General features: G+C 65.3%; 20 protein-coding genes. 14 read left to right on the top strand and 6 right to left on the bottom strand.

The annotated features are described in order from the left end of the window. Positions 1–23 precede the first annotated feature (23 nt). A complete protein-coding gene (locus U7114_RS16220) occupies positions 24–1,358 on the bottom strand; it encodes a glycosyltransferase family 87 protein (protein WP_323057950.1) in 1,335 nt (444 codons plus the stop codon). Between the two features lie 301 nt (positions 1,359–1,659). Here U7114_RS16220 and U7114_RS16215 point away from each other — a divergent pair, with 301 nt between their 5' ends. Then, positions 1,660–1,863, top strand: a complete 204-nt coding sequence (locus U7114_RS16215) for a hypothetical protein (RefSeq protein ID WP_157239990.1) — start codon at positions 1,660–1,662, stop codon at positions 1,861–1,863. A gap of 201 nt (positions 1,864–2,064) precedes the next feature. Next, positions 2,065–2,355: a hypothetical protein gene (locus tag U7114_RS16210; protein WP_157239988.1), complete on the top strand. Its 291-nt coding sequence runs from the start codon at positions 2,065–2,067 to the stop codon at positions 2,353–2,355. Here the strand turns inward: U7114_RS16210 and U7114_RS16205 are convergent. After that, positions 2,352–2,831 carry a hypothetical protein gene (locus tag U7114_RS16205; protein WP_157239986.1) on the bottom strand — a complete coding sequence of 160 codons (480 nt, stop codon included), beginning with the start codon at positions 2,829–2,831 and terminating at the stop codon, positions 2,352–2,354. The genes U7114_RS16210 and U7114_RS16205 overlap by 4 nt on opposite strands. A gap of 236 nt (positions 2,832–3,067) precedes the next feature. Between U7114_RS16205 and U7114_RS16200 the strand changes: the two genes are divergently transcribed. Next, on the top strand, positions 3,068–4,585 hold the full coding sequence (locus U7114_RS16200) for an FAD-dependent monooxygenase (RefSeq protein WP_323057949.1): 1,518 nt from the start codon (positions 3,068–3,070) through the stop codon (positions 4,583–4,585). 132 nt (positions 4,586–4,717) lie between these two features. Then, the gene (locus U7114_RS16195) at positions 4,718–5,236 is read left to right on the top strand and encodes a flavin reductase family protein (RefSeq protein ID WP_323057948.1); all 519 of its coding nucleotides are present in this window, start codon (positions 4,718–4,720) and stop codon (positions 5,234–5,236) included. 38 nt (positions 5,237–5,274) lie between these two features. Here the strand turns inward: U7114_RS16195 and U7114_RS16190 are convergent, their stop codons facing one another. Both U7114_RS16190 and U7114_RS16185 read right to left on the bottom strand, forming a co-directional pair. Beyond that, complete coding sequence (locus U7114_RS16190) at positions 5,275–6,660, bottom strand: MBL fold metallo-hydrolase (RefSeq protein ID WP_323057947.1); 1,386 nt, start codon at positions 6,658–6,660, stop codon at positions 5,275–5,277. Positions 6,661–6,813: 153 nt separating this feature from the next. Next, positions 6,814–7,281: an Hsp20/alpha crystallin family protein gene (locus tag U7114_RS16185; protein ID WP_321214957.1), complete on the bottom strand. Its 468-nt coding sequence runs from the start codon at positions 7,279–7,281 to the stop codon at positions 6,814–6,816. Positions 7,282–7,610: 329 nt separating this feature from the next. Here U7114_RS16185 and U7114_RS16180 point away from each other — a divergent pair, with 329 nt between their 5' ends. From U7114_RS16180 to U7114_RS16170, 3 genes are all read left to right on the top strand, one after another. Continuing rightward, positions 7,611–8,078: a DUF4383 domain-containing protein gene (locus U7114_RS16180; protein WP_157239976.1), complete on the top strand. Its 468-nt coding sequence runs from the start codon at positions 7,611–7,613 to the stop codon at positions 8,076–8,078. A 105-nt stretch (positions 8,079–8,183) separates the two neighbouring features. Continuing rightward, entirely contained in the window at positions 8,184–9,512 is a 1,329-nt protein-coding gene (locus U7114_RS16175) for an erythromycin esterase family protein (RefSeq protein ID WP_323057946.1), read from the top strand. 71 nt (positions 9,513–9,583) lie between these two features. After that, complete coding sequence (locus U7114_RS16170; protein WP_323057945.1) at positions 9,584–10,039, top strand: universal stress protein; 456 nt, start codon at positions 9,584–9,586, stop codon at positions 10,037–10,039. A 688-nt stretch (positions 10,040–10,727) separates the two neighbouring features. Here the strand turns inward: U7114_RS16170 and U7114_RS16165 are convergent. Beyond that, positions 10,728–11,609, bottom strand: a complete 882-nt coding sequence (locus tag U7114_RS16165; RefSeq protein ID WP_323057944.1) for a F510_1955 family glycosylhydrolase — start codon at positions 11,607–11,609, stop codon at positions 10,728–10,730. A gap of 392 nt (positions 11,610–12,001) precedes the next feature. On the opposite strand from U7114_RS16165, the gene U7114_RS16160 reads away from it, so the two are divergent. The 7 genes from U7114_RS16160 to U7114_RS16130 all read left to right on the top strand — a co-directional run bounded on the left by U7114_RS16160 (position 12,002) and on the right by U7114_RS16130 (position 18,688). Beyond that, positions 12,002–12,442: a hypothetical protein gene (locus U7114_RS16160; protein WP_323057943.1), complete on the top strand. Its 441-nt coding sequence runs from the start codon at positions 12,002–12,004 to the stop codon at positions 12,440–12,442. A gap of 111 nt (positions 12,443–12,553) precedes the next feature. Beyond that, complete coding sequence (locus U7114_RS16155) at positions 12,554–12,826, top strand: DUF2933 domain-containing protein (protein WP_323057942.1); 273 nt, start codon at positions 12,554–12,556, stop codon at positions 12,824–12,826. Further along, positions 12,816–13,487 (top strand): methyltransferase family protein, encoded by a 672-nt coding sequence (locus U7114_RS16150; RefSeq protein WP_157239969.1) that lies wholly within the window; start codon positions 12,816–12,818, stop codon positions 13,485–13,487. The genes U7114_RS16155 and U7114_RS16150 overlap by 11 nt, the downstream gene beginning before the upstream one ends. A 37-nt stretch (positions 13,488–13,524) precedes the next feature. Beyond that, positions 13,525–14,631 carry an ABC transporter permease gene (locus U7114_RS16145; protein WP_323057941.1) on the top strand — a complete coding sequence of 369 codons (1,107 nt, stop codon included), beginning with the start codon at positions 13,525–13,527 and terminating at the stop codon, positions 14,629–14,631. Beyond that, positions 14,628–15,356 carry an ABC transporter ATP-binding protein gene (locus tag U7114_RS16140; RefSeq protein ID WP_323057940.1) on the top strand — a complete coding sequence of 243 codons (729 nt, stop codon included), beginning with the start codon at positions 14,628–14,630 and terminating at the stop codon, positions 15,354–15,356. The genes U7114_RS16145 and U7114_RS16140 overlap by 4 nt, the downstream gene beginning before the upstream one ends. Beyond that, positions 15,353–16,030: a TIGR00730 family Rossman fold protein gene (locus tag U7114_RS16135; protein ID WP_321214966.1), complete on the top strand. Its 678-nt coding sequence runs from the start codon at positions 15,353–15,355 to the stop codon at positions 16,028–16,030. The genes U7114_RS16140 and U7114_RS16135 overlap by 4 nt, the downstream gene beginning before the upstream one ends. A 189-nt stretch (positions 16,031–16,219) precedes the next feature. Further along, the gene (locus U7114_RS16130) at positions 16,220–18,688 is read left to right on the top strand and encodes a heavy metal translocating P-type ATPase (RefSeq protein WP_323057939.1); all 2,469 of its coding nucleotides are present in this window, start codon (positions 16,220–16,222) and stop codon (positions 18,686–18,688) included. Here U7114_RS16130 and U7114_RS16125 read toward each other — a convergent pair. Continuing rightward, entirely contained in the window at positions 18,685–19,104 is a 420-nt protein-coding gene (locus U7114_RS16125) for a nuclear transport factor 2 family protein (protein ID WP_323057938.1), read from the bottom strand. The two genes, U7114_RS16130 and U7114_RS16125, sit on opposite strands and share 4 nt — an antisense overlap. Positions 19,105–19,121 lie beyond the last annotated feature (17 nt).

Here is a 19,121-nt window from a genome sequence, read left to right as displayed (position 1 = left end):
GGTCAAAGAACTTCGCGGAAATGTCAGGACTCCTTCAGCGCGGGAGCCGCTGCGGGCGTCTTCTTACCCAGCAGGTAGAGGCGGCGGACGCTCCACAGGAACAGGACCACCAGGAGGACGTTGCGGATGGTCAGCACCAGCGCCATCCAGGGGTTGTTGTGGCTCAGGGCGTCGTAGAAGAGCGGGTAGATGAAGTACGTGGCCACGGCGATAACGATCAGCATGGTGGCAGGGACGCGCCATTCCCGCCAGCTGTGGGCCAAACCGACGGCGACAGCGGGGGCGAGCCACACCATGAACTGCGGGGAGCCTACCTTGTTGAAGACAACGAACGCGGTGGCCAGCGTAAGGGCGCCGGCCAGGAGCAGTTCAGTGCGGTCCACGCCGCCGCTGACTTTTCCGTTATGGAGCGCCCAGAACGTCAGGGCCGCCACCAGCAGTGCCGCCAGGACCAGGAGGGGCTGCATCAGCACTGACATCAGCGCCGTGCCGGGGCCGTCCACCTGCATGGAGTTGATGTCCGTGTTCATGTACATCCGGGAACCGCCCACGTTTAGGACGGACAGCCAGAGCCAGGGCGTGGTGAAGGTGGCCTCAAGCTGCATGCCGCGGTCACCCTGCTGGGTGAGGAAGTTCAAAAGCTTGGGGACGCTGCCCACCGCAGCGGCCAGCGCAACCACGCCCGCCGTCGTCGTTATGCCTGCCAGGACCACCAGGATCCGGTTCCGGACGACCGCGAACAGGGCCAGCATGACCGCTGCCGGCCACACCTTGACCCAGGTGCCGATGGCCAGCAGGACGGAGGCGATGAACGGCCGGCCCACGCCGTATGCGAGGGCGACCAGGACCAGCGGGGCGGTGAGCCCGTCCACGCGGGCGAAGCCGAGCCAGCCCATCAGCAATGTGAAGACCAGCCACCACCAGGCGGCGGGGATCGCGTTGCGGTCGCGGCCGCGGTTGGTGAGCTTCAGCAGGGCCCAGCCGTTGAGCAGCGTGGTCATCAGCACCCACAGGAAAAAGAACGGTCCGGGGCCGGCGATGCCCGCGATGGCCATGGGGATCAGCGCCAGGATGGGGTAGACCCAGGGGCTGGGGCCGCCGGTCAGGTTGGCGTCGTTGAAGCCTGCCATGGCCCAGTCGCGGTAGATGAAGGTGTCGCTGAAGGCTTCGCCGCGCAGGGACACCGAGGCGGCGAAGACCAGGAAGACCATGTGCACAACGATGAATCCGCCCAGCAGTCCGCGCCCGGTGTTCAGCCGCGCCCGGGCGGGTGCGGGAAGGATGACATTGCGGATCCGGGTGAGTCTGCCGAAGAAAGCGTCCGTGGAAATGGCGGGATCCTTGTCAGGTTGTGGCACGCGTATGGTGCTGCGCTGGTTGCTTGGTTCTGCGCCTGGCGGTTGTTCAGGGGCATGGGAACCGTCCGGAAACAGCGCCCACTCCTGTCCAACTCTAATTCAACCGCTTGGAGCCCGATGACTGTTGCAGGCCCACGGAAAGCCATATCCCTCTCTGACCTGCGGCTTTTATCTAAAGTTGCTGGCAGTTTAACGTTCGGGAAACATTGGGCGGGGCACACCGATGCCCGCTTCGTCTGCAGCCTTGGGGAGCGCAGGTGCCTGTTCACCCCCCGTCCCTCGACCTACAAAGGCTAGACCCATGAACTTCCCCCTCACCCTGACCGTCGCCGACCGCCACAGCATGGACGCTGAGCTCGACGCCGCCGTGACGGCCGCCAAGGCCCAGGCACTCGCCGGCAAGCGCCACGGCATCCTGGTCACACGCCTCGGCGTCGACAAGTTCACTGTTGCCCTCAGCGAGGCAGTCCCCTTCGGCCTCACCCGCGAACACCAGGCCTGGTAGCCGGGCGGCCGGTCCGCGTTACCGGCGCTTTAGCTGTGCCCGGTGCTGCGGAGCCGTTTCCGGGCCCTCCCGCTCTCTTCGGTTCCTGATGCGCGGCTGTGCATCAGAAGGTTAGCCAACCGTGACCTTCCAATCGTTCCGTCCCGGCGCATCGCCCGTTACTGTCGACAGCACCATCCGGGACAACGGAGAAGAGGCACGATGAGCATCGACATCGAGATTGGTACAAGCCTCAGCAATGAGGACGCAGCGCACTTTGCGGCCAAGACGGAAGCAATCACCTCAGCGATGCAGAGGGTGCGGGAATTGCATGCGGCTTACAGCTGGGTGTGGACGGACGAGATCCGCTGCCGGGGCTGCAACGCCAGCCTGGACATACCGCTGCTGGCCAGCACGAACGTGAGCGCCGACAAGGCCTTCCAGGCACACCAGTCCGCCCAGCTGGATGCCCTCTTGGCTGCTGGCGGACATCAGCGCGGGGAATCCGGCTAGCGGTACCAGCCCACGGAACGGTCGTAACTGGACACCAAGGCTCCCGTGCCTGATGCGCCGCTTCCGCCCGCCGGGAAGTAGATGGCCCCAAACTCGGCGCCTTGGGCTTCGATCCGTTTGCGTGCCCAGGCCTTGGCGGCTTCGATGTCAGTTTCCGGGATGCTTTCGCGGGTGTTGTTTCCAGCGCTGAGATGGATGTCCAGCTGGTACTCCCCGGGCTGGGAGGCTCCGGCATGGTGGCCTGGATCCCGCTCATCGCGCCTGCTGACCATCACCTGCGCCAAGGCATGGAGGACGGACGGGTCCTTGGCGGTGCTGCCATGCTGCTGTTGTTCCATCCGCAGCGCTGAAACCACGTTCTCCACGGTGTCCCCGTCGCTGACCACGTACGACGCTCCGGCGACGTCCGCCTCCGAGCCCCCAACGCTTTCCAAGTACTGCATAAATTGCTCGGAGCTGGACTGTCTGGAGTTCATGCACCCTCCCTGAGGGCTATTCGCGGCAAATGCCGACCCGCCCAACACTAGACCCATATGGGTCCCCTGAACGGGTGCTCCCGGGACCGATTTGGACGCAACGGGCGGCCGGCCCGCGCGGAGGCCTGTGCACACCTTCCATTTCCACTGTATCCCCGCAGGTGGGGCTTGCGGCAAGGCCCGGGCGCGGCCGGATAATCGCAGGGCCGGAAACCGGGAGAACTGGAGCAAGCGGAATGACAGGGCATGCGGTAGTGATTGTGGGCGGCGGCCCGACGGGGCTGATGCTGGCAGGGGAGTTGGCGCTGGCGGAGGTTGATGTGGCCGTTGTGGAGCGGCGCCCCAACCAGGACCTCGCCGGAGCGCGGGCGGGCGGGCTTCATGCGCGGACCCTTGAAGTCCTGGACCAGCGAGGCATCGCGGGGAGGTTCCTCGCGGAGGGCCAGGTGGCCCAGGTGGCGGGCTTCGCCGGCACCCGCCTGGACATCAGCGACTTTCCCACCCGCCATCCCTACGGGCTGGGCCTGTGGCAGAACCACATCGAACGCATCCTGGCCGGCTGGGTGGCGGAGCTGGCCGTAACGTTCTACCGCGGATGCGAGGTGACCGGCCTGGCGCAGGATGGCACCGGCGTCGGCCTCCACCTCAAGGACGGCAGGACGCTGCGGGGGGACTACGTGGTGGGGTGCGACGGCGGCAGGAGCCTCGTCCGTAAGGCTGCGGGCATCGGGTTCCCCGGCTGGGAGCCCACCACCAGTGCGCTGATTGCCGAGGTGGAGATGACAGGCCAGCCGGAGTTCGGCGTGCACCGGAACGCTTTTGGCATCCACTCCTTTGGCCGGCGGGAGTACAAGATCGTGGACGGCAAGGTGGTTTACGCGGACAGCGGGCCGGTGGGGGTGATGGTGACCGAGGAACACGTGGGTCCCGCTACGGAACCCACGCTGGCTGATCTCAGCGCGGCCCTGATTGCCGCCTGCGGCACGGACTACGGGGCCCACAGCCCCACCTGGATTTCCCGGTTCACGGACATGACGCGCCAGGCCGCTGCCTACCGTTCGGGTCGGATCCTCCTCGCGGGCGACGCGGCGCACGTGCATGCCCCGGACGGCGGGCAGGGCCTGAACATCGGGGTGCAGGACGCGGTGAACCTGGGCTGGAAGCTGGGGCAGGTGGTCCATGGAACAGCCCCGGACGGGCTCCTGGATACCTACCATGCCGAGCGCCACCCGGTGGCTGCCCGCGTGCTGCGCAACACCATGGCGCAGAGCGCACTGCGCCGCCCGGACCCGCGGATCGAGGCGGCAGGGGAAGTTGTTGCCGAGCTCCTGGGCATGGAGGAACCGCGCCGGCGTTTCGCGGCAATGCAGTCCGGCCTGGACGTTCACTACGACGTCGGCGAGGGACACCCGCTGCTCGGGCGGCGGATGCCCGACGTCGAGCTCGCCGCCCGGGAAGGACCCCGCACGGTCTATTCGCTGCTGCATGACGCCCGGCCCGTGCTCCTGAACTTCGGGGTGCCGGGCGCCTTCGACAATCTTCCGCGGCCGCCACGGGTGAAGCTGGTGGATGCCGAGTACGGCGGGGCATGGAAGCTGCCCGCGCTCGGGGAGGTTCCGGCGCCTGCCGCAGTCCTCGTCCGGCCGGACGGGCATGTGGCCTGGGTGGGTGGCGGAAGCGAAGCCGGCCTCAGGGAGGCGCTGGCCAGATGGTTCGGACCCGCTACGCCGCCGGCTTCGGTGCCAAGCCTTTGACCCCCCTTTTCGTTACGTCATGCTTCGGGCCGTGACCACGTATTGCCCAGGGAGTCAGTGCGTTTCACCCCCGATTGAACAGCACGCTTACGGGTGGTTGGTTTGAACCACCGGCCTCGAAAGGAAAGAACAATGACGGAACACTTTGACCTCACGCCGCAGCGCCTGCGCCACGTCCTGGGCCATTTCGCCTCCGGACTGACCGTCATCACCGCCGCCACGGACAACGGCCCCGTTGGCTTCACCTGCCAGTCGTTTTCGTCGCTCTCCCTGGACCCCGCCCTGGTCACCTTCAGCCCTGCACGAAGCTCCAGCACCTGGCCGCGGCTGCGCGACGCGGGCCGGTTCACCGTGAACATCCTGCCCGCGGAACACCAGCACCTGGCAGCCCGGTTTGCCCGCTCCGGCACCGACAAATACGCCGGCGTCAACTACTCTGCGTCACCCCTGGGCAATCCCGTACTGGACCAGGCGCTCGCCTGGGTGGACTGCGAACTGCATGAGGAGTACGACGGCGGCGACCACACCATTGTGGTGGGTGCTGTCCGCGCACTGGGGGCGCGGGACGGCGCCGAGCCGCTCCTCTTCTTCAAGGGCGGCTACTTTGAAGGAGTGGAACCCCGTGCCAATCGGCAGGAGAAGGTGGCATGACGGGGCCAGGTCCCGGCAGCCCCTTGAACGCGTTTTCTTCAGCGCGGGTTTTCGAGTGAGATGGCTTCCAGGTGCTCGGGAATGCGGGCTTTCCATCCCAGTTGGCGTTTGATGCGGGCCCGGAGGGCGTCGGAGGCGTCCGGCTCTCCATGCGTGACGTAGGTCATCGACGGGGCCTGAGGGGCGGTCCTCATCCATTGGATCAGTTCGCTGGAGTCGGCGTGGGCGGATAGTCCTTCCATCTGGATGACTTCTGCTTCGATCCTGACGTCCTGTCCGTAGATCCGGAGGCATTTTTCGCCTGCGGCGAGTGATGCGCCCCGTGTTCCACCGGCCTGGTATCCGCTGAGGATAATGGCGTTGCGCCGGTCCGGCCCGTAGGCCGTGAGGTGGTGCAGGATCCTGCCGCCGGTGAGCATGCCGCTGGCGGAGATGATGATTATGGGTCCGCCGCGCAGGTTGAGCAGTTTTGACTCGTCGGGGCTGCGGACGGGGGTGGCCACTTTGTACATGGCTTCGAATTCGTCCTGCTTGAGCCTGTGTTCTTCGCGATGGCGCTGATACATGCCGGATGCGTCGATTGCCATTGGGCTGTTGAGGTAGACGGGGATGGAGGGGATCGCATGTTTGGCGAGAAGCCGCGACAGGTGCAGCAGGACCGTTTCGGCCCGGCCGACGGCGAACGCGGCGATCATGATGACGCCGTTTCGCTTGGCCACCCGGGTGATGATGTCGCCGAGTTCAGTTTCCGGGTTGCCCTGCGGGTGTGTCCGGTTGCCGTAGGTGGATTCGGTGACCAGTACATTGACGCGCCCCAGCGCTCTCGGCGCGTACATCAGGGGGTCATCGGCCCGCCCCAGGTCTCCAGTGAAGTGGATAGTCCGGCCGGCAAGTTGGAGGTGCACCTGGGCCGCGCCGAGGATGTGGCCGGCAGGAAGGAACGTTGCTTCAATGCCCCCGGGCAGGGGGAACGGAGAGTCGAAGTCCCGGGTTTTGAAACTGTCGAGCGATCGGACGGCGTCCTGGGCTGTGTAGAGGGGCACGGGAGGGTGATGGGTTGATGATGCCCTGTGGTCTGCGTAGCGGGCTTCCTCTTCCTGGAGGTATCCGCTGTCGGGAAGCAGCAGCTTGCACAGTTCGGCCGTGCCCGGTGTGGCATAGACGGGGCCGTGGAATCCGTCGCGCACCAGTGCAGGGATGTATCCGCTGTGATCCAGATGGGCATGGGTGAGGACAACGGCATCGATGTTCGCGGGACTGACCTGGAAAGGTACGCGGTTACGGTCGCGAAGGTGTTTATAGCCCTGGAACAGGCCGCACTCTACAAGGACCCGGTGGCCTTGCGACCGGATCAGGTATCTGGAACCTGTCACTGTGTCGGCTGCGCCGAGAAACCGCAGCGTCGGGGGATGCTGTTCTCTCATAGCAGCTCCTTCGGACACCTCACTCAGCTCAGAAGCTTCCTGGTGTCAGCCGTGGGAATCCTGGGAAGCGGCTGGCCGACGACCCCGCAAAGCTCGGCGGTGATTTTGCGGGGCACAACGGTGGTGCCGGTGTGGTTGTGGGGCGCTGCCAGGTTACCCGCGGGTGATGGGGAGCTTCTTCGGCTCCGCGGGCAGGCCCTGCTCGGGCAGCGGGGCACGGACTTCCAGGACCCCGTTGACGTAGGTGGCCTTGATGTCTTCTTCCTTAACCCCTTCAGGGAGCGGGATGTTCCGGCTGAATGACCCGTAGCGGAACTCCGACCGGTAGCGTCCTTTGTCCTTGTGCTCTTCTTTTTCCTGGCGCTCGGCGCGAATCCGCAGGAACCCGTCGTCCATGGTCACTTCGACGTCTTTGTCCGGATCGACGCCGGGCATCTCAGCACGCACCACAAGCGTTTTACCGTCGACGAACTCTTCGACCCGGATGGGGGCGGGGCCTGTTGCCGAGTCGAACATGCGCTCTACGGAGTCCAGCAGCTCGGCCGGGGATCGCAATACGGTGTTGAAGGGGGAGGTCCACCGGGTCGATGCAAAAGGGGACCATTTGAGCAGATCAGACATGACGGGTTCTCCAGATTCCATGCAGGCAAAGGGCCGCGTGAGGGGCCGGTGTCAATCCAGTTAACACCTGCGGATGTGGTCCAGATAGGGACAAAAGACCCTCCTCCCGGGAGCCTTCGCACACGGTCTGCGTTCATGCCCGGAGCCCGGAAAATAGCGGTTTTCGCACTTCATCCCTAACCTTCACTGACCTAAGGACTTAAGCCTCTGAAAGCCAGGCAACCGTAGCTTGAAGCTGGAAGCATAACCAGCGTGGCGCTGCACCACTCCCCGCTGGCGGCCGCACTCGAGCACCAAAGATTCCACCCCTTCAAACAAGGAAGAAAGCCATGTCGGCATCATCAGCACATCCGGGAATCGGCGCACGCCACCACCGCACGCCCCTCGAAATCACAGCCCTGGGCGCTGGAGCAGTTTTCGCTCTGGTGGGCGTCCTCGGTTTCATCCCCGGGGTCACCACGAACTATGCGGAAATGACCTTTGCCGGCACTGAGTCCGGCGCGATGCTCCTCGGCATTTTCCAGGTGTCCATCCTGCACAACATTGTTCACCTGCTCTTCGGAGCCGCCGGCCTGCTCATGGGCAGGTCCGCACTCCAGTCGAAGTACTACCTCATCGGTGCGGGCGCCCTCTATCTGGTGATCTGGCTCTACGGGCTGCTGATTGACCAGGCGTCGTCTGCCAACTTCATCCCAGTGAACACGGCAGATAACTGGCTCCACGTCGTTCTGGGAGTCGTCATGCTCGCCGTGGGGATCTTGCTTGGCCGCGGTACCGGCCAAGCGAAAGCGCGCTGATCCGCCCGGCTGCTGATCCGCCCGTCTGTCCTGCGGATCCCGATGCACCCGGGAAGCAGCCGGCTTGCCAGGGAAACAGTCCAATGACGTGCGAGGGATGATGTTGTGAACCGCGGGACCGGGGACCGGCACCATCCCCACGGGCTGGAACTGGACGAGATCCGGGCCCTGGCCAGGCCGCTGCAAACGGCTTCCCGACACCTGGACGGCCTGGTGGATTTATGTGCCCGGGCACGCTTCGTCTGCCTGGGCGAGGCTTCACACGGCACGCAGGAGTATTACCAGTGGCGGGCAGCCCTCAGCCGTCGTCTCATCGAGGAACACCAATTCAGCTGGATTGGGGTGGAGGGCGACTGGCCGGACTGTTGGCGCGTCAACCGCTGGGTCCGCGGCCAAACCGACCAGAACCTCGATGCCCGGCAACTATTGGCCGGCTTCGAGCGGTGGCCCACCTGGATGTGGGCAAACCAGGAAGTGGCAGAGTTCCTCACCTGGCTACGCGAATGGAATCTGGCCCGACCGGAAGAACAGCGCACCGGCTTCTACGGACTGGATGTCTATTCCCTCTGGGATTCCCTGAGGGAAATCTTCGGCTGGCTCAACGCCAACGCACCCGAGGCCATGCCGGCAGCAATGAAGGCCTGGCAGTGCTTTGTACCGTTCCGGGAAGACCCCCAGCGGTATGCCTCGGACACCCGCCTGGTACCACGATCCTGCGAGGCGGACGTGGTGATGCTTCTGGCCGAGGTGCACCGGCAGACCTTCGGCCGGGTGGAGGACGATGCTGCAGCTTTTGACGCAGTGCAGAACGCCATCGTGGCGGCAAACGCCGAACGCTACTACCGGACCATGATCCGCGGTGACCGGCAATCCTGGAACATCCGGGACCACCACATGAGCGACACCATAGACCGGCTGGCACGCCACCACGGCCCCGGCTCCAAGGGACTGGTCTGGGCGCACAACACGCATATAGGCGACGCCAGGGCAACGGATATGGCGCTGGACGGCATGGTCAACATCGGCCAACTCATGCGCCTGCGCCATCACGGATCAGTAGTCCTTGTCGGCTTCGCGTCCTATGGGGGATCCGTCACTGCCGCGCCGGCCTGGGGTCTCCCGGAAGAGGTCATGAACGTCCCGGCAGCCGTACGCGGAAGCCACGAAGACCTCCTCCACGCGGCACTCGAAAGCCCGTCCACTCTCGTGTTCGGACCGGACCGGGCGGGCCACTGGCTCTCCTCCTGGCGCGGCCACCGCGCCATCGGGGTTGTCTACAACCCCGACCGTGAGAAAGGCAACTACGTCCCCACGGCCATGGGCCACCGCTACGACGCATTGCTGTGGTTCCCGCAAACAACAGCGCTGCGGCCGCTCCACCATGAACACCTGCCCAGCGAACCTGAGCTCGAAACCGAACCGACAGGCTTCTAAGCGATGCCTCGAGACAGAAGCGTAACCCTGATTGCGGTAGGGCCCGGCGAGGCGATCGAAAGGAAAGACAAGTGACCAGCACCGGTTCGTTCTTGATTATTGTTGGTTTTGACGGTTCCGGGCATTCCCGGGCAGCACTGGACTGGGCCATGGATGAGGCCCGCCAGCGCCACGGCCAGCTCCGCCTCGTCACAGCCTGGAACAAGGCTCCGTTGGCGTGGTATCCGGCTGTCCTGGAAACGGCGGCAGGCGAAATTGCCGCCGAAGAGTCTCCAGAGCAAGCCGCGCGGACGCTTCAGGGTGAGGCGCTGAAGACCGCTGCAGACGGAGGCGTGACCGCCGCAGGACACCTCGTCAATACCAATTCACCCGCTTCGGCAATACTCGACGCCGCCAAGGACGCGGACCTTATCGTCGTCGGTTCCCGGGGTCATGGCGGTTTTCCCGGGTTGCACCTGGGCTCGGTTTCGACGCAGGTCGTCAACCACGCACAATGTCCTGTTCTGGTGGTCCACTCCAAGGCGTGACCTCCCCGGAGCTTCCCTTCACTGGTCCCAATGGACATGCCCCTTCCAGCCGGCACAAAGATGCAGTTCCCGCGGGATGCGATGCGGACCGTGCCCTGTTGTAGGGCGCAGTCCGGGCGTAGACTTAAATCGCCTGCAGGTAACCATCAGATGACGCCGGGTCGTTCAGGACATGAGAATGTCCGGGCCTTCTCTTAGCGAGATCGCGAAGGTACCTGCAGGTTCTGCGCTTAAGGACTTGCGCGGCGCTTGCAAGCAGAATCCCTGCGTTCGAGCGATGCGCAGGTGTCGTCGGGAACGCCCGAAATCCACTGGAATTGCCCTTGCGGTACCGGAAAGTAGGCGAGAAACTAGTTATACGTTCTTCGAAAGAAGGACGGGAACGAACAACCAGGGAACCTTGGAACACGCCGTGGATCTGATCCATGGTGGTCTGCCGGTGACGAGGCAGGAAGCGCCGGGATTCCCGCAAGTTCGGGAGATGATGTTCGTCATAACGGAATCAAAACAGTCGAAGCCCCTTCAGCCTGGCTGATGGGGCTTCCCCTTATTCGGCGCCAGGCCACGCCCCCTGCTCAGAGCAGCCGTTCCCGGCCGTTTACCCTCACCCCAAACCCCCTAGCGCAGTCGTGGTCATCAGCGCCGGCTGGCCATCCTCAAGGCAACGAAGCCGGCAGAGCCTGGCGGCTCAGGAGGAATCGGCGGCCCGGAAGCTGGCTCCGCCGTCGGTGGATACGACGAGCCTTTCGGCGGTCGCGGCCCAGATCCGTGGCTTGCCTTCAGCGCCGGTTACAGCTGTCATTGCCTGGACCTGACCCTCGATTTGGCCGGTGCGTGTCCAGGTTCTTCCGGCGTCGGCGGAGTAATGCACGGTCCCGCCGGGTTCGACGCCGATGACCTCCGTGGCGCCGGCGAAGGCGACGAACTGGACAATGGGGGCTGTGGCGTTTAGTTCCCAGGTTTTCCCGCCGTCGGTGGAGCGCTGGAGCCCTTCGCGGGTGGTGGCCAGAACGGTGTCGCTCTCCGGGGTGCCTGCAAGGACGGCCGGAACGAAGCCCGCCCTTGCCGGGGTCCAGGTTTTTCCGTCCGGGCTGGTTTGAAGCGTCCCGTCGTAGGCGACGATGCCGGACGCGGTGGCGGCGAGGGCGTGAAAATCAGATTCGCCCTGTCGGGAGAGCTGTTCCCATGTCTTGCCGCCATCGACGGACCTGATCAGGCCCATGGGGTTGGGCAGATCGGAGCCGGGGCCGGGATGTCCGGATGCGTAGAAGACACCTTGGTCAGCCGCGGCGGTAAAGCCCATCAGATCGTTGGTGGCGCCAATTTTGGTGCCCGGTAGTTTGGTGACGTCAAACAGGCCTTCATGGGTGGCAAGCAGCACCTGGTCCGTTTTGCGGTTTACGGTCAGGCCGTGGACATGGGAGCTGGGCAGCCCGGCGGTGGCGGTTGCCGGGACAGGGCCGGCGCCCGGACTACCGGGTGTAGCGCCTGGGACGCAGGCGGAGAGGGTAAGCAGGAGGGCAGCGGCGGTGGACGCGGCCGAGGACCTGCCGGTGGTCAGAACACGCATGCCGAGGATCCGGTCATCGGGGCCGGAACAGCCGCGGGGAGTCCTGCGCGGCGAAGCGTGGCAACCGCAGGGGCGCAGGCCGGCTCGGTCATGGGTCCTCCTTCGCGGACAACGTTTATGTTCAAGACTATCGGCCCAATGGCAGGACGCTGTCCGGTACAACGAGCCTGCGGCGGGTTCCGTTTCACCCCGGTCAGCCGGCCGGGGCGGGTAGGGAGTTTCGGCCCTTGCGGTGTACTTGAGGTTGGCATCACACTGGGGGGCAACAGTGGCAGGCACCTCCTGAAGGGCATAAGTCATAGGCGGTGAAGTGTTCAGGATCGCGGCGGGCTTGGATGGTTCTGCACCGTCCGGGCACAGCTCCCGGGATGCCCGGGGTGAGCAGGATAGCCGTGACCGCTGACCATTCCTCCCACCACATGCACCGGGGAGCGGGGGCGCGGGGCGGAGCGGTTCCTGCCGGACCGGGCATCCGGGGCAGGATCCAGGCGCTATGGCACACTGTGGTCGGCGCCGTCGGCCTGATCATGGGGCTGTTGCCGCACGTTCTGCACCACATCGGCCTGCTCGCCGGAACTGCCCTGGTGGCAGGGTCCGGCGGCACGGCACTTTTCGGCGCGCTGGGGCTTCTGGCATCGGTTCCCCTGCTGGTCCGGCTTTACCGGCGGTTTGGCAGCTGGATCGCACCGGTGCTGGGACTGCTGGTTTTCGCCGCCATGTTTTCCCTGTCCGCGTTTGTCATAGGTCCCGCGATCAGCAGCACCGGGACGGACATAACCCCCGGACCGGTGCCCACCGTGGATCACTCCGGAGGGCATACCGGCGGCCACTGAACGTCCGGGTTCGTGTGAGCGCGCCAGGTCGTGGGGCATCCAGGAAACATCTGTTTTCCTCGGGCCGTTTGACCCTTTCCCCGTGCCGTGGTGCGGCCAATACTTTCCGGTATGAGCACTAGCCCGGAGCCGCAGCTCCCCATACCCAGGCCGTCGGGGCCTTGGACGCAGGGGCTGCTGACGGTCCTTATCGCGGCCACCGCGGTGTACCTGGTCACGAACCACTGGCTGCATGTCCTGGACGCGTTGCCGTACCTGTGGGTGGTGCTGATGATGTCGATGCATCTCTTCATGCATGGCGGCCACGGCCATGCCGGTCATGGTGGCGCTGGCCGTGGTGCGGGCCGGCCGCACTCCGGAGGGGGTGCCGGGCATGCCCACTGACTACGGGTATGACCTGTGGTGGCTGGTTATCCTCAATTCGGCCGTGTTCATCATTTTCGCGTTCAGTTTTGTCCGGCCCAGGACGAAGCTGGACTGGCGCGCCCTGGGCGGTTTCTCTGCTTTCATCGTGGCGCTCTTTACCGAGATGTACGGTTTTCCCCTGACCATCTATCTGCTGTCGGGCTGGCTGGGGAACCGGGTCCCGGGCCTGGACCTGCTGAGCCATAACACGGGTCATTTGTGGCAGGACCTCACGGGCTGGCAGGGGGACCCACATCTGAGCCCGCTGCACCTCCTCAGCAATGTGCTGATCGCAGCCGGTTTCATGTTGCTTTACCTGTCCTGGCAGGTCCTGTTCGCCGCGCAGCGCGAGCACCGGCTGGCCACGTCGGGCCCCTACGCAAAGGTGCGGCATCCGCAGTACATGGGGTTTTTGACGATCATGGCCGGATTCCTGCTGCAGTGGCCCACGCTGCTGACACTGCTGATGTTCCCGGTCCTGGTCATCGTGTACCTTCGCCTGGCCCGGAAGGAGGAGCGGATGATGGAGGCCGAGTTCGGCGAAGCCTATGCCGCGTACCGCCGGGAGGTCCCCGGCTTCGTCCCCCGGTCCGGTCGGGGCCGTGCCGGGACCGGGCAGAAGTTGCAGGAAGGCCCGTGACAGCCATGCGGGCAACGACGGCCTGAAGGGTGGCATCATGCTGTTCTTGGCGGTAAAGAACCTCGTCCAGGAGAAAACCCGGCTGCTGATCAGCGTGGGCGGGGTCGCGTTCAGCGTGCTGCTGATCATGAGCATCCAGGGCCTGTATCAGGGCTGGAGCAACAAGATCGGTGAGTACATCCGCACTGTCCCTGCCGATTATTGGATCACCCAGACGGGCGCGACGGACATGTTCCACACCCCCTCCGTGCTGCCCCTGACCGTCAGGGATTTCCTGAGCGGGGTTGACGGTGTCGCCAGCGCCAAGCCCTTCAGCGGCCGCCGGGTGGCGTTCGCGCATAACGGCAAGGACATCAACCTCTACGTCATTGCCGATGACACGGAGAATAATGTCGGCGCACCCGCCCGGGTGGTCGAGGGCAAAACCGTGCCCGATAAGGGCGAAATCATCATCGACCGGGTGGTAGGGCGCAGCCAGGACATCAGGATCGGGGACACCATCCCCGTCGCAGGCAGGACGCTGAAGGTCGCCGGCTACTCCGAGGGCGGATACATCCTCAGCTTCTCCTTCGCGTTCACCACCAAGGAAGACGCCGAAAGGATCCTGCAGCTCCCCGGAGCCACCAACTTCTTCCTTGTCACCGTCAAGGACGGCACCGACGCCGGCGCGGTCGCATCCCGGATCGAAGCGGACCCCGCGGTGGACGCGATCACCAAGGACAGGTTCGTGGAGAACAACACAAACATCGTCCGGGACACCTTCCTGCCCATCATCCTGGTGCTGCTCTTAATCGGGATTGCCGTGGGCATGACCGTGATCGGCCTGACCATCTTCACCTCAACCATCGAAAAAGCGCGCGAATACGGTGTCCTGAAAGCGATCGGGGTAAGCAACCGCCAGCTCTACACCGTTGTGATCGAACAGGCCATCACCGCCGCCGTGCTCGGGTACCTCGTCGGGGCAGGCCTTGCCTTGGCCGTCAGCGGGGCCGCGGGAATCTATGTCCCGGAGTTCATCACGGAAATCCGCTGGCTGGACGCCGCCTGGATCCTCGCGGTCACACTGGTGATGGCCGTGGTGGCTTCACTGCTGCCGGTGCGCCGGCTGTCACGGATCGACCCGGCGGAGGTGTTCCGGGCATGAGAATTGTCGACGTCCAGGACGTGTCCAAGACCTTCGGGTCCGGGCACACCGCCGTGACCGCGGTGGAGCACGTGTCCCTGAGCGTTGACCCCGGGGACATCGTGCTCGTCATGGGCCCCTCCGGATCCGGGAAAACAACCCTGCTGTCCATGATCGGCACGCTCATGTCCCCTTCCGGCGGCCGGATCCTCATTGCCGGGCAGGACACCTCCAACCTTTCACCTGCGCAACTGTCCCGGCTGCGGCTGCGCGAATTCGGTTTCGTCTTCCAGACCTTTAACCTGCTCTCGGCCCTGACTGCCGAGGAAAACGTCATGCTGCCACTGATCACGGCGGGAACACCGAGGAAAGCGGCGCGGACAAAAGCCCGGGCCGCGCTGGAACAACTCCAGCTCGGACACCGGCTGCGGAACCTGCCCCGGGACCTCTCCGGCGGCGAGAAGCAACGCGTGGCCATCGCACGGTCCCTGGCGAACGACCCGCGGCTGATCCTCGCCGACGAACCCACCGCCAACCTGGACGCGAAAACAGGCCAGGACGTGACCCTGCTCCTGTGCGGGACGGCCTGCCGGGAAAATCGGGCCGTCATCATCGTCAGCCACGACCAGCGGCTGCGGACCGCGGCCAAACGTGTCCTCACCATTGAAGACGGCCGGCTCACCGCCGAAGAAGCCGGGGAACACAACCGCTACTGCAGCATGCACACGGAAGCGGCACCGGCATGAAAATGACCGATGAAGAACTGCTCGCAGTCCTCGCCGACCCGGCCGATGACCCGGCCCGGATGGAACGGATCAGCACCGAAATCGACGCCGGATTCAGCCTCCTCTCACACCGGCTCGGCAAAGCAGTCGCCGTCTTCGGATCAGCACGCCCCGGCCCCCAGGATCCCCGCTACGCGGTGGCCCGGACCTTGGGCGCCCGGTGCGCAAAGGCCGGGTTCGCCGTGATTACAGGGGGCGGGCCGGGACTGATGGAAGCTGCCAACCGCGGCGCCACGGAAGCCGGCGGCACCTCGGTCGGACTGGGTATCGAACTTCCGAGGGAACAGGTGTTGAACCCTTATGTCGATGTGTCCATGACTTTCCGGTACTTCTTCGCCCGAAAACTCATGTTCGTCCGCTACGCCTCGGCCTTTGTTGTCCTTCCCGGCGGGTTCGGCACACTTGATGAACTCTTTGAAGCCCTCACCCTCGTCCAGACCGGCAAAATCCACGAGTTTCCCGTCGTCCTGATCGGGACCAGGCACTGGACCGGACTGACCGACTGGATCCGGGAGCAGCTCCAAAGCCAGGGATTCATTGCAGCCCAGGACATCCGCCTGCTGCGGTGCACCGACGACATCGACGAAGCCGTGGAATTGATCCAGCACTGCCACCTGCGCCAGCTCGCCCGGTGATCCGGGACGCGATGAATGTGCCGCCCGCCGAACAGCCCCGGACGCCGGGGACCAAAGACTCTGACGCTTCCCGGCGCCAAGGACGATAGTGAACGGTAGGGCAGTGGTGCATTGCTCCCACGCGGTGAAGGTCCGGCAACGGGTGAAACGCCCGCTGCCTTCCCGGACAACCCTGCGAAAGGACCCGCGATGACTGCTGACAGGAAGGCCACCGCCGGCGGAGCAGTAGACGCTCCTTTGAAGAGCACCGTCGTGGAGGTGCGGGGCCTGCACTGGGCGACCTCCAAAGCGGTCATTGAACGCGTGCTGCTGCAGCGGCCCGGAGTCACCGCCGTCGATGCGAACCCCGTCGCCCAGACCGCCACCGTGAAGTTCGACCCGTCACTGACGTCCGTGAAGCAGATCTCCGGATGGGTCCGGGACTGCGGATACCACTGCCGGGGCGAATCGGTCCCGGATCACGTGTGCTACCCCATGGACGAGCCCCTGCACGCCCCGGCCAGGACCCAGGGTGCCGGGCATGCCCATCCGGCGGCCGGCGAACATGCAGGCCACGGCCCCGCCGGCCACGGGGCGATGCACGGAACCCCGCAGGAGATGATGGGCCACGGCGGACACCACGCCGGGATGTCGATGGATGACATGGTCAGGGACATGCGCAACCGGTTCCTGGTGGCCGCCGTCCTGTCCATCGGTGTGACGCTCTGGTCCCCGATGGGCCGGGACATGCTCGGCTTCACCGCCCCGACACCGTTCGGGCTCCGCGATGACGTCATGGCCCTGATCCTGTCCCTGCCCGTCATCTTTTACTCCGCCTGGATCTTCTTCGACGGCGCCTACCGGGCACTGAAGGCCCGCACCCTGGACATGATGGTCCTGGTCGCGATTGCCGTCGGCACCGGCTGGCTCTACAGCGTGTGGGTTACACTCACCGGCGGCGGGGAAGTGTTCTACGAAGCCGCCACCGTCCTGGCCGCCTTCGTGCTGCTGGGCCATTGGTTTGAAATGCGCGCCCGCGGCGGGGCGAATGAGGCCATCCGGACCCTGCTCGAACTCGCACCTCCGGTCGCGGTCGTCATCCGCGAGGGCGGGACAGTGGAGATCCCCACCTCCGAAGTCCTGGTGGGGGACCTGCTGCTGATCCGGCCAGGATCCAAAATCCCCGTCGACGGGCAGGTCGAAGAGGGCCAATCGGAGGTTGATGAGTCCATGGTCACCGGGGAGAGCCTCCCGGTCGCCAAGACCACCGGCTCCGAGGTGATTGGCGCGTCCATCAACACCAGCGGCACCCTGAGGGTCCGGGCCACCAAGGTCGGGGCCGACACCGCCCTGGCCCAGATCGTCGCCCTCGTCCAGGAAGCCCAGAACTCCAAGGCCCCCGGCCAGCGGCTGGCCGACCGGGCCGCGTTCTGGCTGGTCCTGGTCGCCCTGGTCGGCGGAACCGTGACGTTCGCGGCCTGGCTCGCCCTCGGCGCGGGGGTCCAAACCGCGCTGCTGTTCGCCATCACCGTCGTCGTCATCACCTGCCCGGACGCCCTGGGCCTGGCCACACCGACAGCCATCATGGTCGGAACCGGCCTCGGGGCCAAACGCGGCGTACTGTTCAAGAACGCCACTGCCCTGGAGGTTTCCGCCCGGATCGATACTGTCGTGATGGACAAGACCGGAACTCTCACCAAGGGCGAACCGGAAGTCACCGACGTCGTCGTTGAGGGCATTGACCAAGGAGAACTGCTGGCCCTGGTCGCCGCCGTGGAAAAGGAATCCGAACATCCCCTCGCCGCGGCAGTGGTTCGGCACGCCGAGGAACACGGCGCCGCCGCCGTGGACGCCAGCGACTTCCTGAACGTTCCCGGCCACGGGGCCGGCGCAACCGTAGGGGGGCGCAAGGTCCTGGTGGGCAACCGAAAACTCATGGCAGACGAGAACATCGAACTGGGGCCGCTGGCTGCGGTGCGCAGCGAGCTGGCAGGAACCGGACGGACCGCCGTGCTCGTCGCCGTCGACGGCCGTGCCGCGGCCGTGGTGGCCCTGGCGGACGCCGCCCGGGAAACCGCGCCGGCGGCGATAGCTGCCCTGCACGAGGCCGGGATCGAAGTCGTCATGCTCACGGGCGATAACGAAGCCACCGCCCAAAGGATCGCCGGCCAGCTCGGCATCGACACCGTCATCGCGGAAGTGCTCCCGGGGGACAAATCAGCGAAGATTGCCGAACTGCAACAGGAGGGCAGGAAAGTCGCCATGGTCGGCGACGGCGTCAACGACGCCCCAGCCCTGGCCCAGGCTGACCTTGGCATCGCCATCGGTGCCGGCACCGACGTGGCCATCGAAACGGCCGACGTCGTGCTGATGCGCTCGGACCCGCTGGACGTGCCCATCGCCCTGCGCATCGGCAAAGGAACCCTGCGGAAGATGCGCCAAAACCTGGGCTGGGCTGTCGGATACAACGCAATAGCCCTGCCCATCGCGGCAGGGGTGTTCGCGTTCGCGGGGATCGTCCTCAGCCCCGAGATCGCGGCCCTGTCGATGTCAGGTTCCAGCTTCCTGGTCGCCGTCAACGCCCTGCTGCTCAAAAGGCTCCGGCTGCCCCGGCCCGAAACGCCCGAGGCCACCACCGCCCGCCCGGCCCGGCCGCTGGCCCCGGCCGGCAACCGTTAGCCGCCCGGGCCAAGACCCCAGCCGGTTACTGTGTCGCCGTGCCGGTGGGCGACCTTCCATGCACCGTCCTCGCGGCGGTAAATCTGGGTTGCCCGGAGCACGTAGCTGCGCGGTTGGCCGTCGACCGAGGCTGAAGTGTGTTCCAGGCCCGCCGTATATGCCATGTCGCCCACAATGTCGTAGGCCTGCAACTCGAATCTGTACGAAGTGCAGTTGGAGAACTGCCTGGCAAGGCCCGTGAACAAGTCGTCCAGTTCCTGCTGTCCGAAGGCATTGCGCCATGCACCAAGGACGCTCACGGGTTCGTTGCGGGACCAGAGTGCCCTGCGCGGGGCGGCATTACCGTTATGAATGGCGAGTTCCGCAGCGTGCAGCTCGGTCCTCACCCAGTCCAGGAAATCGGCGCGATCGCTCATGCCACCAGTATGATCCC

It is taken from the genome of Pseudarthrobacter sp. C1, from assembly GCF_034720455.1.
Taxonomy (GTDB): domain Bacteria; phylum Actinomycetota; class Actinomycetes; order Actinomycetales; family Micrococcaceae; genus Arthrobacter.
Note: the sequence above shows the minus strand (reverse complement) of the source record. Positions and strands in the feature narration are given on the sequence as shown.